13 protein-coding genes are annotated in these 18,172 nt (G+C 64.1%); 7 read left to right on the top strand and 6 right to left on the bottom strand.

The genetic code is table 11. The features are described from left to right. Positions 1-88 precede the first annotated feature (88 nt). From add to BN1134_RS06060, 3 genes are all read left to right on the top strand, one after another. A complete protein-coding gene (gene add / locus BN1134_RS06070; RefSeq protein ID WP_042045939.1) occupies positions 89-1,093 on the top strand; it encodes an adenosine deaminase in 1,005 nt (334 codons plus the stop codon). Between the two features lie 183 nt (positions 1,094-1,276). After that, a complete protein-coding gene (locus BN1134_RS06065; protein WP_042045937.1) occupies positions 1,277-3,319 on the top strand; it encodes a TonB-dependent receptor in 2,043 nt (680 codons plus the stop codon). 40 nt (positions 3,320-3,359) lie between these two features. Then, positions 3,360-3,980 carry a PepSY-associated TM helix domain-containing protein gene (locus BN1134_RS06060; protein WP_042045936.1) on the top strand — a complete coding sequence of 207 codons (621 nt, stop codon included), beginning with the start codon at positions 3,360-3,362 and terminating at the stop codon, positions 3,978-3,980. Positions 3,981-4,068: 88 nt separating this feature from the next. On the opposite strand, the gene brnQ is transcribed toward BN1134_RS06060, so the two are convergent. Continuing rightward, positions 4,069-5,391 (bottom strand): branched-chain amino acid transport system II carrier protein, encoded by a 1,323-nt coding sequence (brnQ, locus tag BN1134_RS06055; RefSeq protein WP_042045934.1) that lies wholly within the window; start codon positions 5,389-5,391, stop codon positions 4,069-4,071. Positions 5,392-5,938: 547 nt separating this feature from the next. On the opposite strand from brnQ, the gene BN1134_RS06050 reads away from it, so the two are divergent. Beyond that, a complete protein-coding gene (locus tag BN1134_RS06050; protein ID WP_042045932.1) occupies positions 5,939-7,159 on the top strand; it encodes a DEAD/DEAH box helicase in 1,221 nt (406 codons plus the stop codon). A 177-nt stretch (positions 7,160-7,336) separates the two neighbouring features. Here BN1134_RS06050 and BN1134_RS19620 read toward each other — a convergent pair whose 3' ends face one another. The 3 genes from BN1134_RS19620 to metH form a co-directional block, all read right to left on the bottom strand. Beyond that, a complete protein-coding gene (locus BN1134_RS19620) occupies positions 7,337-8,050 on the bottom strand; it encodes a hypothetical protein (protein ID WP_156991692.1) in 714 nt (237 codons plus the stop codon). 944 nt (positions 8,051-8,994) lie between these two features. Further along, positions 8,995-9,891, bottom strand: a complete 897-nt coding sequence (rimK, locus tag BN1134_RS06045) for a 30S ribosomal protein S6--L-glutamate ligase (protein ID WP_042045931.1) — start codon at positions 9,889-9,891, stop codon at positions 8,995-8,997. A 134-nt stretch (positions 9,892-10,025) separates the two neighbouring features. Beyond that, complete coding sequence (gene metH, locus BN1134_RS06040; RefSeq protein ID WP_042045930.1) at positions 10,026-13,724, bottom strand: methionine synthase; 3,699 nt, start codon at positions 13,722-13,724, stop codon at positions 10,026-10,028. A 182-nt stretch (positions 13,725-13,906) separates the two neighbouring features. On the opposite strand from metH, the gene BN1134_RS06035 reads away from it, so the two are divergent. Next, positions 13,907-15,184, top strand: coding sequence for a cation:proton antiporter (locus BN1134_RS06035; protein ID WP_042045929.1), 1,278 nt, complete (start codon positions 13,907-13,909; stop codon positions 15,182-15,184). A gap of 64 nt (positions 15,185-15,248) precedes the next feature. Here the strand turns inward: BN1134_RS06035 and cysQ are convergent, their stop codons facing one another. Both cysQ and nudE read right to left on the bottom strand, forming a co-directional pair. Next, entirely contained in the window at positions 15,249-16,058 is an 810-nt protein-coding gene (gene cysQ / locus BN1134_RS06030) for a 3'(2'),5'-bisphosphate nucleotidase CysQ (RefSeq protein ID WP_042045928.1), read from the bottom strand. Beyond that, positions 16,058-16,615 (bottom strand): ADP compounds hydrolase NudE, encoded by a 558-nt coding sequence (gene nudE / locus BN1134_RS06025; RefSeq protein ID WP_042046060.1) that lies wholly within the window; start codon positions 16,613-16,615, stop codon positions 16,058-16,060. The genes cysQ and nudE overlap by 1 nt, the downstream gene beginning before the upstream one ends. Before the next feature lie 151 nt (positions 16,616-16,766). Here nudE and BN1134_RS06020 point away from each other — a divergent pair, with 151 nt between their 5' ends. Together BN1134_RS06020 and yrfG are read left to right on the top strand one after the other, a co-directional pair. Further along, entirely contained in the window at positions 16,767-17,435 is a 669-nt protein-coding gene (locus tag BN1134_RS06020) for a glutathione S-transferase family protein (protein ID WP_042045927.1), read from the top strand. 45 nt (positions 17,436-17,480) lie between these two features. Next, on the top strand, positions 17,481-18,149 hold the full coding sequence (yrfG, locus tag BN1134_RS06015) for a GMP/IMP nucleotidase (protein WP_042045926.1): 669 nt from the start codon (positions 17,481-17,483) through the stop codon (positions 18,147-18,149). Positions 18,150-18,172: the final 23 nt, after the last annotated feature.

Below are 18,172 nucleotides of genomic sequence, written 5' to 3'. Positions count from 1 at the left end.
GCCTCCACCTAGGCTGCGGCGGGCTATCTTTTCCGCCGCCCGCCCCTAGAATGTCTGCTCATCGAGGCACAGAACAAGAAGGCTCATCATGATTGATCGATCGCTCCCCCTGACCGACCTGCACCGCCACCTGGATGGCAACATCCGCGCCCAGACCATCCTGGAACTGGGTCGCCAGCACAACATCGCCCTGCCGGCCACGGATCTCGAGGCGCTGCGCCCCCACGTGCAGATCGTCGAAAACGAGCCGAGCCTGGTCGCCTTCTTGAAGAAACTGGACTGGGGGGTGGCGGTGCTGGCCGACTATGACGCCTGCCGCCGGGTGGCCTACGAGAATGCCGAGGATCTGCTGCGTGCCGGCATCGACTATGCCGAGCTACGCTTCAGCCCCGCCTACATGGCCATGGCCCACCGCCTCGACCCGCAAGGGGTGGTGGAGGCGGTCATCGACGGCGTACAGGCCGGCTGCCGCGACTTCGGGGTGCAGGCCAACCTCATCGGCATCATGAGCCGCACCTTCGGCACCGAGCAGTGCCGCCGCGAGCTGGAGGCCTGCCTGGCCCACGCCAGCCAGCTGGTCGCCATCGATCTGGCCGGCGATGAGCTGGGCTTCCCGGGTGAGCTGTTCACCGACCACTTTCGCCGGGTGCGCGACGCCGGTCTGCGCGTCACGGTCCACGCCGGCGAGGCCGCCGGCCCCGAGAGCATGTGGCAGGCGATCCGCGATCTCGGCGCCGAGCGTATCGGCCACGGGGTCAAGGCCATCGAGGACCCGCGCCTGATGGATTTCCTCGCCGAGCGCCGCATCGGCATCGAGTCCTGCCTCACCTCCAACGTGCAGACCAGCACGGTCGAGAGCTTCGAGCGCCACCCGATCCGCCCCTTCCTCGCCCACGGCATCCTGGCCTGCCTCAACACCGACGATCCGGCGGTCGAGGGGATCGAGCTGCCCCACGAATATAACGTCGCCGCCCCGGCCGTCGGCCTCGGCGCCGCCGAGATCCGCCAGGCCCAGCACAATGGCCTGACCCTGGCCTTCCTCGATGAGGCCGAGAAGCGGGCACTGGCCGAGCGCTGCGCCGCCCGTCGCTGACCCTTCCCAGGCCCGCCTCATGCGGGCCTGCTTATTCCCCTCCCAGCCCGGCTCACACCGCGTCGATCCCCTGCTATTCGCGGAGTTGTATTGCTAATGAAAATAACTATCATTGCGAACCTCACCGGAGCGTGAGAATCAACAGATGCAGTTCAGGCAATAACAACAAGAGTCGACAACCCCATGCACCACCCCCATTGCAGCCCCTCTCTGGTGTGTCTGGCGCTGCTGGCCACCTGTGGCCCGGCGCTCGCCAGCGACGAGACCCTCGTCATCAACGGCAAACGCACCCAACACCCCGAAGTGGCCACCGCCACCCGCACCGCCACCCCGGCCAAGCTGGTGCCGCAGACCATCGACAGCGTCGCGGCCAGCGAGCTGACCGCCTTCGGCCAGAGTACCCTCAGCGAGTCGCTGGTCGGCATCCCCGGCGTCGATGCCAGCGGCGACACCCGCTTTGACGGCGTCACCATCCGCGGCTTTAGCGCCGGCAGCGATCTGTTCCTCGACGGCTTTCGTGACGACATGCAGTACACCCGCGATCTCGGCAACATAGAGCGGGTCGAGGTGCTCAAGGGGCCGGCCGCCGTGCTCTATGGCCGTGGCAGCAGCGGCGGCATCGTCAACCGCATCAGCAAGAAACCGCAGAAGGGGCAGGCGTCGAGCGTGAGCGTGCGCGCCGGCAGCCACGACAGCCAGCGGCTGGCGGCAGACCTCAACGCCGAGGCTAGCGAGCAGGTGCAACTGCGCCTGAACGTGGCCCAGGAGGATGCCGACAGCTTCCGCCATGGCGTGCACGGCAAGCGCACCCTGCTGGCGCCGGCGCTGAACTGGGATCTGAGCGAGCGAGCCAGCTGGCTGCTGCAATACGAGCGCAACGAGTACAAACGCACTCCGGATCGCGGCATTCCCGGCGTCGATGGCCGCCCGGCCGAGGTGTCGCGCAAGGCGGTCTACAGCGATACCGGCCGCGACTACATCAACGATCTGGCCCAGTCGGCCCGCTCCCACCTGAGCTGGGACGTCAGCGATGCCTGGCAGCTGCGCCACCAGCTGAGCCTCATCGATCTCGACAGCCAGTTCGACAACACCTATGTCACCGCCGTCAAGGGCGATCAGGTGACCCGAGCCCGCTGGCAGCAGGATCTGCACGCCCGCAACCTCGCCTCCAACCTGGAGGCCGAAGGCCAGCTGCAAAGCGGCCCGCTGGCGCATCGGCTGCTCATCGGGGTCGAGCAGGGGTGGCAGGAGCGCACCCCCACGCTGTGGCAGAACGCCACCCCGATCCCGCCCGGCAACCTGTATGACTCGGCCAACCTGCCGACCCACGACGGCGCCATGAAGCTCGCCAGCGATGCCCGCCACCGGGTGCGCAGCCAGGCGGCCTACCTGCAAGATCAGCTGAGCCTGGGCGACTGGCACCTGCTGGCCGGCCTGCGCTACGACCACTTCACCGTCACCAGCGAGCGCATTGACAAAGGCACCCAGCAGAGCGTGAGCGACGACAGCCTGAGCCCGCGCCTCGGTCTGGTATGGAACCCCATCGAGGCACACGCGCTCTACGCTTCCTACAGCAAGAGCTTTGCCCCGGCCGGCGGCGGCCTCATCGGCATCACCCCAGGCGATCCCAGCAACCACCTCGATCCCGAGCACACCCGCCAGTACGAGACCGGGGTGAAGAGCGACTGGTTCGACGGCCGCCTGGCCACCACCCTCTCGCTCTATCGCCTCGAGATGTACAACAAGCGCAGCAAGGATCCCGACGATCCGACCCGGGTGATCCTGACCGGTCTGCAACGCACCGACGGCATCGAGCTAAGCGCCCGCGCCCAGCTCAGCGACGAGATCTACCTGCGCGGCGGCCTCGCCCTGCAAGACGCCGAACAGGTCAAGGCCGAGGCGCGCTATCAGGGCAAGCGCCCGAGCAACGTGTCGCGCCACAACGGCGAGCTGTTTGCAGGCTATCAGCAGGGCCAGCTCGGCTGGTTCGGCGAAAGCGGCGTCACCGCGGTTGGCAAGCGCTATGCCGACAACGACAACAGCACAGTGCTGCCCGGCTACGCCCGCGTTGACGGCCGCGCCGGTTACCGCTGGCCCCACTGGGAGGCCCAGCTCGCCATGGAGAACCTGCTCGACAAGGAGTACTTCGTCAGTGCCACCAGCGCCGCGCAGATCATGCCGGGCAGCCCGCGCCAGGTGAACCTGAGCGCCACCTACCGCTTCTGATGAGAAGGAGATCGGGCCGGCCACGCCGGCCAATATCGCCATGAGACGCCGCCTTCCCCTGCACAACAACAAATGGGTGCGCCGCCTGCACGCCTGGGCCGGTCTGCTGACCCTGACCCTGATGCTGCTCTATGGCCTGACCGGCCTGTGGCTGCAACATCGCGCCGTGCTGCCCCTGCCCGGCCCCCACACCGAACAGGGGAGCGAGACCCTGCCTCTGGCCGCCCCGCTGGCCGATGTGGATGCGCTGCGCACCCTGCTGCGCCAGCGCTACCCCCAAGCCGGCGAGGAGGGGCGCGTGCGGCTCACGCCGCCGCAGACCCTACCGACCCCGGAGGGGAGCCTGACCCTGCCGGCCCGCTGGGAGCTGCGCATGCTGGACTTGCGCCACAGCCTGATGGCGACTTATGTGGCCGGCACCCTGGAGGTGCGGGTAGAGACCCAGCAGGCCAACCTGGCCGCCAGCCTCAACCGGCTGCACCGGGGCATGGGCACCGGCCTCGGTTGGCAGCTCTTCGGCGATCTGGCCGCCCTCGCCCTGCTGCTGCTCGCCCTCACCAGCCTCTTCATGTGGACCAAGCTGCACGGCCCGGGCCGGGTCGGCGTCATCTTGCTGCTGGCCGGGGCGAGCGGCACACTCCTGTTTGCCCTGTGGGGGTAAAACCACCCGATGCAAAAGGAGCCCGCAGGCTCCTTTTTTTATGGCTAACCCGGCCCAAGAGGCGAGGTTGGCATGGGGACGGCGCGCCTTACTGGCAGGTGGCCACGTGCGGGCGGCTTAGCAGGCGATCGCACAGGGCCGCCAGCAGCAGGGTGCCCAGCGAGGGGGGCAACCAGGCCAGCCCCTGCTCGCTCAGAGGCAGCGCCAGGCTCCAGCCCGGCAGCACGTCGGCCAGCGCCGAGGCCTTGAGGCCGTCGATGAGGCCAAACAGCAGGCTCACCAACATCACCGGCGCCACCACCCGGCTGCCGTTGTTCCACCAGCGCAGGGTGAAACTCAGCCCCACCAGCACGATGCAGGGGGGATAGATGGCGGTCAGCACCGGCACCGAGAGCTGGATCAGGTGGCTCAGGCCAAGGTTGGAGACCAGCATGGAGAAGCCCCCCAGCAGCAGCACCAGGGTGCGGTAGGAGAGCGGCAGGTACTGGGCGAAGAACTCGGCGCAGGCGCAGGTCAGGCCGACCGCCGTCACCAGACAGGCGATGAAGATGAGCAGGGCCAGAAAGCCGCTGCCCATGCCGCCGAAGGTGTGCTGCACATAGGCGTGCAGGATCTCGGCGCCATTCTGGGCGTGGGGGGCCAGCTCGCCGCTCACCGAGCCGAGGCGAAACAGGCTGAGGTAGACCAGGGTCAAGCCCACCCCGGCGATGAGACCGGCCAGTATGGTGTAGCGGGTCAGCAACCCGGCGCTGCTCACCCCGCGCGAGCGGGCCGCGTTGACGATGACGATGCCAAACACCATGGCCCCCAGAGTGTCCATGGAGAGGTAGCCGTTGATGAAACCGTTGGAGAGGGACTGATGCTGGTAGCTCTCGATGGCGGGAATGGCCGAGCCGGCCGGCCACAGCAGCACCGCCACACCGAGTGCGGCCAGCGCCAGGATCTTGATCGGCGCCAGCACGTGACCCACCGTGTCGAGCAGCCGGCCTGGGTAGAGGGAGATGCCGATCACCAGGGCGAAGTAGACCAGGCTGTAGACCAGCAGGGCCGAGCCATCGTCACCAAACAGGGGCGCCAGCCCCACTTCGTAGGAGACGGTGGCGGTGCGCGGGGTGGCAAACAGCGGCCCGACGGCCAGATAACAGACGGTGGCGAGCAGCAGCCCGGCCTTGCGGCCGATGGGGGCGCTCAGCGCATCTACGCCGCCGCCCACCTTGGCCAGCGCCACCACGGTCAGCACCGGCAAGCCGACCGCCGTCAGCAGAAAGCCGAGCGCCGCGCTCCACACCTGTTCGCCCGCCTGTAGCCCCACCATGGGTGGGAAGATGATGTTGCCGGCCCCGACAAAGAGCGCGAAGGCCATGAAACCCAGCGCGACGATGTCTTTGGACGTTAAGCCTTGATTGTTCATGTTGCGTTGCCTGCCTGTGACCAGAGAAAACCACGGCAGAAGCCGGCCCGAATGGCGTATTCGGGCTGGGAATCTGCATGTGGCCTTATTTAATTTTTATATTCCGCGAGTGCGGTGGGGGCTAAGTAGAGCGTTTGTGCCGAAAAGAGGCAAGAGGCCCCCATCAATGCAGCCACTTCATCCAGAAATTAATTAAACACTGGTGTTTGATCTTAATGCCGCGCAATTTTGCAACAGATGATAACGATAAGGGAGCGCCATTCGGCCCACCCCCTCTGTCACGCTACGCCATGGCGTTAACACCGCCGCTTGGCTGATCCAGGGAGGCCGTGGTGCTGGCGATAGGTGGCGGCCGCCCCAACGGCGGCCCACCTCATCCACCAGGGCACGCCCAGATGGTATTTAAAGCCAAAGGTGCTGAAGGCCGGCGGCATCTTGCGAAAGCGCCATGCGGGCGCTATCGCTAGTTGCCCAGAGGGGATGAGGTTTTACTTCTGTCCCCTCGCTCACTAGACTGCGCTTCCCACTGACTGATCCGTGCGCCCCCATGACCTTTGAGCAACTCGACCTCTCCCCTGCCCTGCTGGCAGCCCTGCCCACCGCTCTTCAGCACCCGACCCAGGTGCAGCAGCTGGCCATCCCGGCCGTGCTGGCGGGGCGGGATCTGCTGGCGCTGGCCCGCACCGGCAGCGGCAAGACGCTGGCCTTCGGCCTGCCCTTGCTGGCGCGGCTCGATCCCGCCCAACCCACAGTGCAGGGGCTGGTGCTGGTGCCGACCCGCGAACTGGCGGCCCAGGTGAGCGCGGCGCTACAAGGGTGTGCCGACGCGCTGGGGGTGCAGCTGGTCACCCTGTGCGGCGGCGTGGCGCAAGAGCAGCAACAGATCGCGCTGGCGCAAGGGCCCCAGCTGCTGGTGGCAACGCCGGGGCGGCTGCGCGATCTGCTGAGCCAGCAGATAGTGACGCTGGAGGCGCTGCGCATGCTGGTGCTGGACGAGGCGGATCGCCTGCTGGAGATGGGCTTTTGGCCCGATATCCAGACCCTGCTTGGATTGATGCCAAAAGCGCGCCAGACCCTGCTCTTCTCGGCCACCCTGCCGGGCGAGCTGGAGAGCCTGGCCACCGGCCTGCTGAACGAGCCCGAGCGGGTCGACGCCGATCCGCGCAACAGCGTGGCCGACCACATCGAGGAGCACCTCTATCTGGTCAACAAGAGCAGCAAGGTACCGGCGCTGATCGCACTGTTAAAGGCGCACCCATGGCCACAGGTGCTGGTCTTTATCAGCGCCAGGGACGACGCCGACGGCGTGGCCCGCAAGCTCGCCAAGGCCGGCATCGCGGTGGCGGCCCTGCACGGGGAGAAGGATCAGGGGGCGCGCGAGCAAGCGCTCGGGGACTTCAAGGGGGGCAAGGTGCGGGTGCTGGTGGCCACCGATCTGATGGCGCGCGGCATCCACATCGAGGCGCTGCCGGTGGTGATCAACCTGGACTTGCCGGCCAACGCCCCTGTCTATGTGCACCGCCTCGGCCGCACCGCCCGCGCCGGGCGCAGCGGGCTGGCCCTCTCGCTCACCTGCCACGGCGAGGCCGAAACGCTGGCGGCGATCCGCGCCCTCACCGGCCGCGCTCTGCCGCTAGAGACCCTCGCCGACTTCCCGGTCACCGACCAACCCGCCAGCGGCGCCGGCAAACGCCCGCCCCGCGACAAGCAAGCCAACCGCCGCACCCAGGCCAAGCGCAGCATCAAACAGTTCAAAGGCAGGAGCTAACGCTTTCTGTGGGCAAGAAATCAGAAGCGAAACAGGGACACCCATCACCATAACGCCTCGCTAAACGGCTATCACAACGGTGGGTGTCCTGATTCTCCTTGTACGCTCTAAAGTAGCGTCAACGAGACACCGGTTTGAGGCCGGTGTCAGGTGATAACTAGATCTGTACAAAAATAATTAAGACAATGAAAAACTGTCATTTATAAAACCAAACAACTTATCAGACCATGCTTTATAGATTATCTTTTTAGGGTTGCCTGATAGTTCTTTTTTAAATTTTGTAGTGTAAACAATCGTGGCAAAGTATGTGATGGAACGCTCACATGGGGGGCTAACACTACAAATGGTATGAGTTGTCCCATCAGGATGGTACTTCAAGTCCCATTCGTGATTTATATTAACAATGAATTCAATTACTATTGAGCAATGCGGATTATCAAATGTAATTCCATTTTGCGATTCTTTTACTTTCGTTCCCTTTGGCAACTTAACCCACTTAGCTATATTACAGTCGCCTAACATCTCTTCGCTGAGATTTGCCCCTGAATACCGTATTATATCTAGATGTGATAGATATTCATGTTTGTCATCCACATCGTTGGAAACGAAATAGCCAACAGTCCCTCTGACGTTACCCTTAGGCTCTTCCTCCCAGTCATGAAAGTCATTCGCCAGAGAACCAATGAAACAAGATCTCATGTACTCAACTAATTTTTTATTGAGAGCCACTCGTGCATCAATATCGCTATATCCAACGACCTCTTCAGAAGGAGGGATATCAGATAAGCTAGAAATCATATTATGATTTTTTGCAACGAAGAATGGTATATGTTTTTCATTATCGTGTTTATAAAAACAAACAAGATTACCTTTATGATATACATGTGCCATTATATGCTTCACTTCGCTTTCACTACGGAGTGAAAAGTAAACATTCAAAAGGAATAGACACATTGCCGCAAATAACGCTGTATAAGAAAAACCATATCCTTGTGATTAATGTTTCTGGCTACGATGTAATATCCACACCAGATAACTACGAGTATCAATGTGGCCAACGTGAGCCAAAAACCTACATTTATATCTTTCATATCACCTCGTACATCCATGTCTACATGAGAATCGATTAAATTGAATGCGTTTTCTTCTTTTCGTAAGACTACAGTTATAACAGGGTGAATTCAGGAAGTGTTAGTTATAAATGCCATATATAAATACACAGGCCTTGCTCGATGCAAGCCCTGTGTATTTCAAGCTAAAAAATTTCTGAAAATTTCTGGGACACCCACCAATCTGAGCGCCGCGTAGCGGCCAATAGATCGACGTCCAGCCTTCTCTGACGCGGGTGGGCACGGTATTGGATCCCCCTCCAACCCGCCGAGGGGAGGGAGCAAGGTCAGGAGCGCCATCAGGGATGATGGCGCAGCCGCAGCGGGGCAGGGATGCCCCATCTGCGGCGCTCTGTCCGACCTGGCGACTGATCCGAGGGACACCGCGTAGCGGTCGGGTTGGCGGGGGTGGCCTTTCTTTTGGTGACTTTTCTTTGGCCACGCAAAGAAAAGTCACTCGCCCCGGCCCGTAGGGAGGGCGAAACCCGTCGAGGCCAATGGCCTCGCGTCCCATGCGGCGCAGCCGCATCAAACTCCCCAAAGCCAAGAAAGACTCCACAAACGGTGCAATGCGCTCCGTGTATTGCCCCCAACGATCCGACCGAGAAGGTCTTAACCACGCGAAGACAGATAGCAAAACGCCCCCGGATGGGGGCGCTTGGCACTGGCGCACAGGGCAAACCCCCGGCTTGCCACAGGCGGCGGAGTTTGGCTGAACTCCCTATCTCACTCGGCTGGCTTGTGCTTCTTCGACGCCTTCTTCTCGAGGTACTCGATGATCTTGTCGGCCACGTCCTTGCCCGAGGCCGCCTCAACCCCTTGCAGGCCGGGGGAGGAGTTCACCTCCAACACCAGCGGGCCACGGGCAGAGCGCAATATGTCGACCCCGGCCACGTCGAGCCCCATGATCTTGGCCGCCTGCACCGCGGTGGCCCGCTCCTCCGGGGTGATGGTGATCGCCTCTGCCGAGCCGCCCCGATGCAGGTTGGAGCGAAACTCCCCCTCTTGGGCCTGACGGCGCATGGCGGCCACCACCTTGCCCCCCACCACCACGCAGCGGATGTCGGCGCCGTTGGCCTCGCGGATGTACTCCTGCACCAGGATGTTGTTGTTGGTCTGGATGAAGGCTTCGATCACGCTCTCGGCGGCTTTTTGGGTCTCGCACAGCACCACGCCGATCCCTTGGGTGCCTTCGAGCAGCTTCACCACCAACGGGGCGCCGCCCACCATGGTGATGAGGTCGGGCACGTCGCGGGTGCTGTGGGCGTAGCCGGTGATGGGCAGCCCGAGGCCGTGGCGCGAGAGCAGTTGCATGGCGCGCAGCTTGTCGCGCGAGCGGGAGATACCGACCGAGCTGTTGAGGGGCAGGGTGCCCATCATCTCGAACTGGCGCAGCACGGCGGTGCCGTAGGCGGTGATGCTGGCGCCGATGCGCGGAATGATGGCGTCATAGCCGCCCAGCTCCATCCCCTCGTAGTGAATGGAGGGGCAGTGAGAGGCGATGTTCATGTAGCAGCGCAGGGTATCGAGCACCTCTACCCGGTGGCCACGGCGCTCTGCCGTCTCCACCAGGCGGCGGGTCGAGTAGTTGTTCGGTTCGCGGGAGAGGATGGCTATCTTCATGACGCTCAGGATCTCGGGAAAGGGCGAGAGAGTATAAGGTGCCGTCCCAGCGCGACAACGCCAATTGTTTATCCTGACCACAAGGCAAAATACGCAAAAGCGGGCCCGTAGGCCCGCTTGTCATCAGCATGTCATCAACCGAGGTTAGGCCCCAGCCAGCGCTCGGCCTCCTCCAGACTCATTCCCTTGCGTGCCGCGTAGTCCTCCAGCTGATCGCGCTGGATCTGGGCCACCGCAAAGTAGCGGCTGTCGGGGTGGGAGAAGTACCAGCCCGACACCGCCGCCCCCGGCCACATGGCGTAGGATTCGGTCAGCTTCATGCCGATCCGCTCCTCCACCCCCAGCAGCCGCCAGATGGCCCCCTTCTCGGTGTGCTCGGGGCAGGCCGGGTAGCCCGGCGCCGGGCGGGTGCCACGGTAGTTCTCGCGAATGAGCTCCTCGTTGGAGAGCTGCTCGTCCGGCGCATAACCCCAGTGCACTTTGCGCACCTGCTCGTGCAGGTACTCGGCGAAGGCCTCGGCCAGGCGATCGCACACCGCCTGAATGAGGATGGCATTGAAGTCGTCGTGCTCGGCCTTGAAGGCTCGGGCTATCTCCTCCTCGCCAATGCCGCCGGTCACCGCGAAGGCACCGACCCAGTCGGCGACGCCGCTCTCCTTGGGGGCCACATAGTCGGCGAGGCAGTAGTTGGGGAAGCCCTTCTTCTCGGTCTGCTGACGCAGGTGGTGCAGGGTCTCGATGACGCGTTCACGGGATTCGTCGGCGTAGACCTCGATGCTGTCGCCCACCGCGTTGGCCGGGAACAGGCCAAACACCCCGGCGCAGCGCACCGAGCCCTCCCGCTCAAGCCGATCCAGCATGGCGTTGGCATCGGCAAACAGGCGCGTCGCCTCCTCCCCCACCACCTCGTCTTCGAGGATGCGCGGGTACTTGCCGGCCAGCTCCCAGCTCAGGAAGAAGGGGGTCCAGTCAATGTAGCGGCGCAAGGTGGCGATCGGCATCGACTCGATCACCTGCACACCGCTCACCTGCGGGCGCGGCGGCTGGTAATGAGCCCAGTCCAGCTGGTGCTTGTTGGCACGGGCCACCGCCAGCGACACCGGCGGCGTGCGCGGCTGCTTGCGGGCGTGCTGCTCGCGCACCACCTCGTACTCCTTGTCGAGACGCTCGACGAAGGGGCCTTTGAGCTCGGGGCTCAGCAGGCTCTGGGCCACCCCCACGGCGCGCGAGGCGTTCGAGACATAGACCACGGGCTCAGAGTAGTTCTGCTCGATCTTGACCGCGGTGTGCGCCTTGGAGGTGGTGGCGCCGCCGATCAGCAGCGGCAGGGTGAAGCCCTGGCGCTGCATCTCTTTGGCCACGTGCACCATCTCGTCGAGCGACGGGGTAATGAGGCCCGACAGACCGATGATGTCGGCGTTCACCTCGCGGGCGGTCTTCAAGATGGTCTCGGCGGGCACCATGACCCCGAGATCGACGATCTCGAAGTTGTTGCAGGCGAGCACCACCCCGACGATGTTCTTGCCGATGTCGTGCACGTCCCCCTTCACGGTGGCCAGCACGATCTTGCCATTGCTGGTGCCGCCGGATTTCTCCGCCTCGATATAGGGTTGCAGGTAGGCCACCGCCCGCTTCATCACCCGCGCCGACTTCACCACCTGGGGCAGGAACATCTTGCCGGCACCGAACAAGTCACCGACCACGTTCATGCCGTCCATCAGCGGCCCCTCGATGACGTGCAGCGGCCGCTCGGCCTGGGCCCGCGCCTCTTCGGTGTCCTCTTCGATGAAATCGGTGATCCCTTTCACCAGGGCGTGTTCGAGCCGCTTGCCCACCGGCCAGCTGCGCCACTCCTGCTCGCGCGGGTCAGCCACCTCGGCCGCGCCGCCGCGATACTGCTCGGCAATCGCCAGCAGCGCCTCGGTGGCGCCGGGGTGGGTGTTGAGCACCACCGCCTCGACCTTCTCCTTGAGATCTTTTGGGATCTCCTCATAGATGGCGAGCTGGCCGGCGTTGACGATCCCCATGTCCATGCCGTTCTTGATGGCGTGGTAGAGGAACACGGCGTGGATCGCCTCGCGTACCGGCTCGTTGCCACGGAAGGAGAACGAGACGTTGGAGACGCCGCCCGAGATCATGGCGTGGGGCAGGCTCTCTTTGATGTCCTTCACCGCCTCGATGAAGTCCACCGCATAGTTGTTGTGCTCGTCGATGCCGGTGGCGACCGCGAAGATGTTGGGGTCGAAGATGATGTCTTCCGGCGGGAAGCCGACCTGCTCGACCAGGATGCGGTAGGCGCGCTGGCAGATCTCGGTCTTGCGCGCCCGGGTGTCGGCCTGTCCCTTCTCGTCGAAGGCCATGACGATGACGGCGGCGCCGTAGCGGCGGATCAGCTTCGCCTGCTCGATAAACTTGGCCTCCCCCTCCTTCATCGAGATGGAGTTGACGATCCCCTTGCCCTGCACGCACTTGAGGCCGGCTTCCAGCACCTCCCACTTGGAGGAGTCGATCATCACGGGCACCCGGGCGATGTCCGGCTCGGCGGCGATGAGATTCAAGAAGCGCACCATGGCCGCCTCGGCGTCGAGCATCCCCTCATCCATGTTGATGTCGATGATCTGGGCGCCGCTCTCGACCTGCTGCTTGGCCACCTCGAGCGCCTCGTCGTAGAGCTCCTCCTTGATGAGGCGCTTGAAGCGAGCCGAGCCGGTGACGTTGGTGCGCTCACCGACGTTCACAAACATCGAGTCGGCGTCGATGGTGAGCGGCTCCAGACCCGAGAGGCGGCAGGCGACCGGCAGATCGGGCAGGGGGCGCGGCGCGATGCCGGCCACCGCTTCGCTCATGGCGCGGATGTGCGCTGGGGTGGTGCCGCAGCAGCCGCCCACCAGGTTGAGAAAGCCGCTCGACGCCCACTCGCGGATGTGGGTCGCCATCTCAGCCGCGCCGAGATCGTACTCACCGAAGGCGTTCGGCAGGCCGGCATTGGGGTGGGCGCTCACATAGGATTCGCAGATGCGCGACAGCTCAGATACGTACTGGCGCAGCTCATCCGGCCCGAGGGCGCAGTTGAGGCCAAACGAGAGGGGGCGCACGTGGCGCATGGCGTTGTAGAAAGCCTCGGTGGTCTGGCCCGACAGGGTACGGCCGGAGGCATCGGTGATGGTGCCCGAGATCATCACCGGCAGGCGCACCCCGAGCGCCTCGAACACCTGGTCGACGGCGAAGGCCGCCGCCTTGGCGTTGAGGGTATCGAAGATGGTCTCGATTAGGATGAGATCAGCCCCCCCCTCGATCAGGGCGCGGGTCGACTCGTCATAGGCCACCACCAGCTCGTCGAAGGTGACGTTGCGCTTGCCCGGATCATTGACGTCCGGTGAGATGGAGCAGGTGCGGTTGGTGGGGCCCAAGACGCCGGCCACGAAGCGCGGCTTGTGCGGCTCTTTGGCCGTCCACTCGTCGGCCACGGCGCGGGCCAGACGGGCCGCCTCGCGGTTGATCTCGGCCGACAGGGACTCCATGCGGTAGTCGGCCATGGCGATGCGGGTGGCGTTGAAGGTGTTGGTCTCGAGGATGTCGGCGCCGGCGGCGCAGTAGGCGTCGTGGATCTCCCGGATCACATTCGGTCTGGTCAGCACCAGCAGATCGTTGTTACCCTTGAGATCGGAAGGCCAATCGGCGAAACGCTCGCCACGATAATCGGCTTCCGCCAGCTTATGCCCCTGGATCATGGTGCCCATGCCACCGTCGATGATCAGGATCCGCTCTTTGAGTTGGGCCTCCAGGCTCTGTTTGGCTCGCGACACGACTGCTCCTTTTCTTGTGACTTCCATGCGACCTGCGCTCCATCCTATCAATAAAACGCAGCAATAGAAATCCAGCCGTCTATCTGTCCAAAAATTTCATCAACAAGCGAAAATAGGTAGTGAGTCACCCGGTAGCGCGGGGTACCCTATTGGCGGCTCGTTGACGCGGGCCAAACGTGCTTGCTATCCCACCAAAGAGAAAGATAACAATGAGCGTCTATTACACTCTCTGCTTCTTGGCAGCGATGGCGATCTTCATTGCCTTTGCCAACCAGTACGTCATCAAGATCCAGACCACCATCGCCATCACGGCGGGATCCATGCTGATTTCCGCCCTGATCGTACTGTTCGGCAAACTGGGCTGGTTCAACCTTGAGCCACTGGCCATCAGCACCATGCAGAGCATCGACTTCCAGAACTTCCTGCTCAAGGGGATCCTGGGCTTTCTGCTGTTTGCTGGCGGTATCGGCATCAATCTGCCGGCCCTGCGCGAGCAGAAGTGGGAGATCACCATCATGGCGGTCTTCTCCACCCTGCTCTCGACCTTCATCATCGGCTACGGCTTCTGGTGGATTGCCGCCCTGCTCGGCTGGGAGATCCCGCTGGTCTACTGCATGCTGTTTGGAGCGCTGATCTCCCCCACCGACCCGATCGCCGTGCTGGCCATCGTCAAGAAGCTCAAGGCGCCGCCCCAGATCGCCATCCAGATCGAGGGGGAGTCCCTGTTCAACGACGGTGTCGGCCTGGTGATCTTCGCCACCGTGTTTGCCGTCGCGTTTGGCGGCGTCGAGCCCACCTTCGGCGGCGTGGCCAGCCTGTTCCTGCATGAGGCGCTCGGCGGCATCCTGTTCGGTGTGGTGCTGGGTCTGGTGGCCCACATCATGATCAGCGCCACCGACGACGGCTCGCTCGAGCTGCTGCTGACCCTGTGCATCCCGACCGCCGGCTTCGCCCTGGCCAACATGCTCGGCGTCTCCGGCGCCCTGGCCATGGTGGTCACCGGCATCATGATCGGCAACTGGACCCGCCACTCCGGCTTCTCCGAGCAGAGCAAACACCACCTGGATCACTTCTGGGAGTTGATGGATCAGTTCCTCAACGCCCTGTTGTTCCTGCTGATCGGTCTGGCGCTGGTGCTGCTCGATCTCGCCTGGCACGACTGGGTGCTGCTGGTGATCGCCGTGCCCCTGTGTCTGGCGGCCCGCTTCATCAGCGTCGCCCTGCCCTATGTGGCGTTTCGCCGGGTACGCAGCTACAACAAGTTCTCGGTGCGGATCCTGACCTGGGGCGGCCTGCGTGGCGGTCTGGCGATGGCCATGGCGCTGGCGCTCCCCTCCGGCCAGATGCTGCTGCCCGAGCACGGGGTCGATCTGCGCGAGGTCATTTTGGTGATGACCTACTCGGTGGTGATGTTCTCCATCGTGGTGCAGGGCATGACCATCACCCCCATGATCCACAGGGCCAAACGCGCCAACAGCGATTACTGAGCCCACCCCGGCAGGGGCGGATGATAAAAAAGGCGGCCACTGGCCGCCTTTTTTATGGTTCTCATCAGGGGCGCAGAATGCGCTCCCAGGCGAGCGAGGGATCACCCAGGGTGATGAAGTCGGGGTTCTCCAGCGACTCGCGGCGGTTGTAGCTAAGCGGCTGCAAACCGAGGTTGAGGATGCGCCCCCCCGCCTCCTCGACGATGCACTGGGCGGCGGCGGTGTCCCACTCTCCGGTGGGGCCGAGGCGCACATAGCAATCGGCCGCCCCCTCGGCCACCAGGCAGGACTTGAGCGAACTCGAGCCAAGCGGCAGCAGATCGTAGTGAAAATCGGGGTTGAGGCGGCGGGTGAGGCGCTCTATCTTCTGGCGCCGGCTGATGGCCACCACCAGGCTGGCGGGCGCCACCTCGTGGCGCATGGCAGCGATGGCGTACTGCTCGCCGCCACACTCCTTGAAGGCACCGTGGCCCTGCACCGCCCAGTAGAGCACGTCGGACTCGGGGGCATAGACGATGCCAAGCACCGGATGGTGGTGGCGCACCAGAGCGATCAGGGTGGCGAAATCCCCGCTGCCGGCGATGAACTCGCCGGTGCCGTCGAGCGGGTCCACCAGCCAGTACTCCGGCCACTCGACGCGCTGGGCCAGCGGAATGTCGGCCGCCTCCTCGGTCAGTACCGGCACGCCGGGGGTGAGGGCCGACAGCGCCTGCTTGAGGTAGGCATCGGCCGCCAGATCGGCACTGGTGACCGGGGTGTCGTCCTCCTTCTGGTGGCGCTCAAACTGGCCGCTGCGGTAGATCTCACTCAGGATTCGCCCGGCTTCACGGGCAATGCGCCGCGCCTCGGGGGCCACGGCCAGCAAGTCGATCATCACTCCTCCTCATCGAGCCACTTGCGGGCAAGCAGCAGGGCACTGATGCTGCGCGCCTCGCTGAAGTCGGGGCGGGCCAGCAGGCTATCCATCTCACTCAGGGGCCAGGGGATCACGTCGAGCGGCTCGGGCTCGTCCCCCTCGCGCTGCTCCGGGTAGAGATCCCGGGCCAGCAGAATATCCATGCGGCTGGCGAAGTAACCGGGGGCGAGCGACACCTGCTTGAGCGGGATCAGCTCGCGGGCGCCAAAGCCGGCCTCCTCCATCAGCTCGCGGTTGCCGGCCATGCCGGCATCCTCACCCGGATCGATCAGCCCCTTGGGAAAACCCAACTCATACGAGTGGGTGCCGGCGGCATATTCGCGCACCAGCAGCAGGGTGTCGCGGTCAATCAGAGGCACCACCATGACGGCGCCTCGGTTGCCGCCCCGCATCCGCTCATAGACTCGCTCCACCCCATTGGAAAACTTGAGGTGCAGGGACTCGACCTTGAACAGGCGGCTCTCGGCCACCAGCTCGGCCTTGAGGATCTCGGGTTTCTCTTTTGCGTGGTCCATGGCGATCACTGGGCTGAAATCTTGCCTCAAGAGTAAACGAGTCGCCCGCTCCCGGCTATCGGCAAAATGGCCTCGCTCCCGCCAATGGGGCATGTATCCCTGGCCGGATTGGTGCCACACTCGAAAGCCCATTCAGGTTCAAGGAGGAGCCATGCTCACACTCTATATCGGCAATCAGAACTACTCATCCTGGTCGCTGCGCCCCTGGCTGCTGCTCAAGCACTTCGCCATCCCCTTCTCCACCGTCAAGGTGTCGCTCACCGGGCAGGGGGTGAACGAGCGCCACAAGGCCTACTCGGCCAGCGGACTGGTGCCCTGCCTGCACGACGGCCCATTGCAGGTGTGGGACAGCCTGGCCATCGCCGAGTACCTGGCCGAGCGCTGCCCGCAAATGTGGCCGGAGCACCCGGATCTGCGTGCCCGCGCCCGCTGCATCAGCGCCGAGATGCACTCCGGCTTCAGCGCCCTGCGCAGCCAGTTGCCGATGAATATCCGCTTGCGGGTGCGGGGCGCTACGCCCGACGCGGCCCTTTCCCGCGATCTCGAGCGCCTGTTTACCCTCTGGCGCGAGGCGCGTGCCATGGCCGAGCACGGCCCCTACCTGTTCGGCCCCTTCTCCATCGCCGACGCCATGTACGCCCCCGTGGTGTGGCGACTCTCCAGCTACAACGTGGCGGTGCCCGAGGATCTGCAAGCCTATGTGCAGACCCTGCTGCGCCATCCGGCGATGCAGGAGTGGCGGCGTGAGGCGCTGGCCGAGCAGGAGCGCATCGGTGACGAGGCGGCGCTGCTGGCCCGCTTTGGCGGCGCGCGGGAGTGAGACGGAGCGCCCTGTTATACTGCCCGCCCATTCAAGGAGACCCCCATGCCCATCCGCTTGCCCTGGCACACCATAGACACAGTCCTGCTCGACATGGACGGCACCCTGATCGATCTCCATTTCGACAGCCACCTGTGGCAGACCCTGGTGCCCGAGCGCTACGCCGTGCGCCACGCCCTGCCGCTGGACGAGGCCAGGCGCCGCATCGAGCAGCACTACGGGGCAGTGGCCGGCACCTTGAACTGGTACTGCGTGGATTACTGGAGCGAGACGCTGGGGCTCGACATCCGCGCCATGAGCCGGGAGCTACGCGACAAGATCCGCTGGCGCGCCAACGTCATCCCCTTCCTAGCGGCGCTCAAGCGTGCCGGCAAGCGCCGCGTCCTGTTCACCAATGCCCACCCGGCCAGCCTCGAGGTTAAGGTGGCCGAACTCGGTCTCGATGCCCACCTCGACGCCATGGTCAGCAGCCACCAACTGGGCTGGGCCAAGGAGAGCCCGCAAAGCTGGCAGGCGCTGAGCCAGCGCGAACCGTTCGACCCAGCCCGCACCCTGTTTATCGACGACAGCGAGCGCATTCTGGCCACCTCGGCCGAGTTCGGCGTGGCCCACCAGCTCGGTATTACCCGCCCCGACAGCCAGCAGCCGCCCCTGCGCTTTGCGCGCTTCGCCGCGCTCAACGACTACGCCGACCTGCTGCCACTGGCCGGCTGAGTCCATTAAAAACGCCCTCCGAA

The sequence above is a fragment of the Aeromonas simiae genome, from assembly GCF_000820125.1.
Classification (GTDB): Bacteria; Pseudomonadota; Gammaproteobacteria; order Enterobacterales; family Aeromonadaceae; genus Aeromonas; species Aeromonas simiae.
Note: the sequence above shows the minus strand (reverse complement) of the source record. Positions and strands in the feature narration are given on the sequence as shown.

Coding starts and splice junctions, on each gene's coding strand:
- BN1134_RS06060 (WP_042045936.1), top strand. CDS start 3,360: ATGAGACGCCGCCTTCCCCTGCACAACAACAAATGGGTGCGCCGCCTG.
- BN1134_RS06065 (WP_042045937.1), top strand. CDS start 1,277: ATGCACCACCCCCATTGCAGCCCCTCTCTGGTGTGTCTGGCGCTGCTG.
- cysQ (WP_042045928.1), bottom strand. CDS start 16,058: ATGATCGACTTGCTGGCCGTGGCCCCCGAGGCGCGGCGCATTGCCCGT.
- BN1134_RS06020 (WP_042045927.1), top strand. CDS start 16,767: ATGCTCACACTCTATATCGGCAATCAGAACTACTCATCCTGGTCGCTG.
- BN1134_RS06050 (WP_042045932.1), top strand. CDS start 5,939: ATGACCTTTGAGCAACTCGACCTCTCCCCTGCCCTGCTGGCAGCCCTG.
- BN1134_RS19620 (WP_156991692.1), bottom strand. CDS start 8,050: ATGGCACATGTATATCATAAAGGTAATCTTGTTTGTTTTTATAAACAC.
- add (WP_042045939.1), top strand. CDS start 89: ATGATTGATCGATCGCTCCCCCTGACCGACCTGCACCGCCACCTGGAT.
- metH (WP_042045930.1), bottom strand. CDS start 13,724: ATGGAAGTCACAAGAAAAGGAGCAGTCGTGTCGCGAGCCAAACAGAGC.
- nudE (WP_042046060.1), bottom strand. CDS start 16,615: ATGGACCACGCAAAAGAGAAACCCGAGATCCTCAAGGCCGAGCTGGTG.
- yrfG (WP_042045926.1), top strand. CDS start 17,481: ATGCCCATCCGCTTGCCCTGGCACACCATAGACACAGTCCTGCTCGAC.
- rimK (WP_042045931.1), bottom strand. CDS start 9,891: ATGAAGATAGCCATCCTCTCCCGCGAACCGAACAACTACTCGACCCGC.
- BN1134_RS06035 (WP_042045929.1), top strand. CDS start 13,907: ATGAGCGTCTATTACACTCTCTGCTTCTTGGCAGCGATGGCGATCTTC.
- brnQ (WP_042045934.1), bottom strand. CDS start 5,391: ATGAACAATCAAGGCTTAACGTCCAAAGACATCGTCGCGCTGGGTTTC.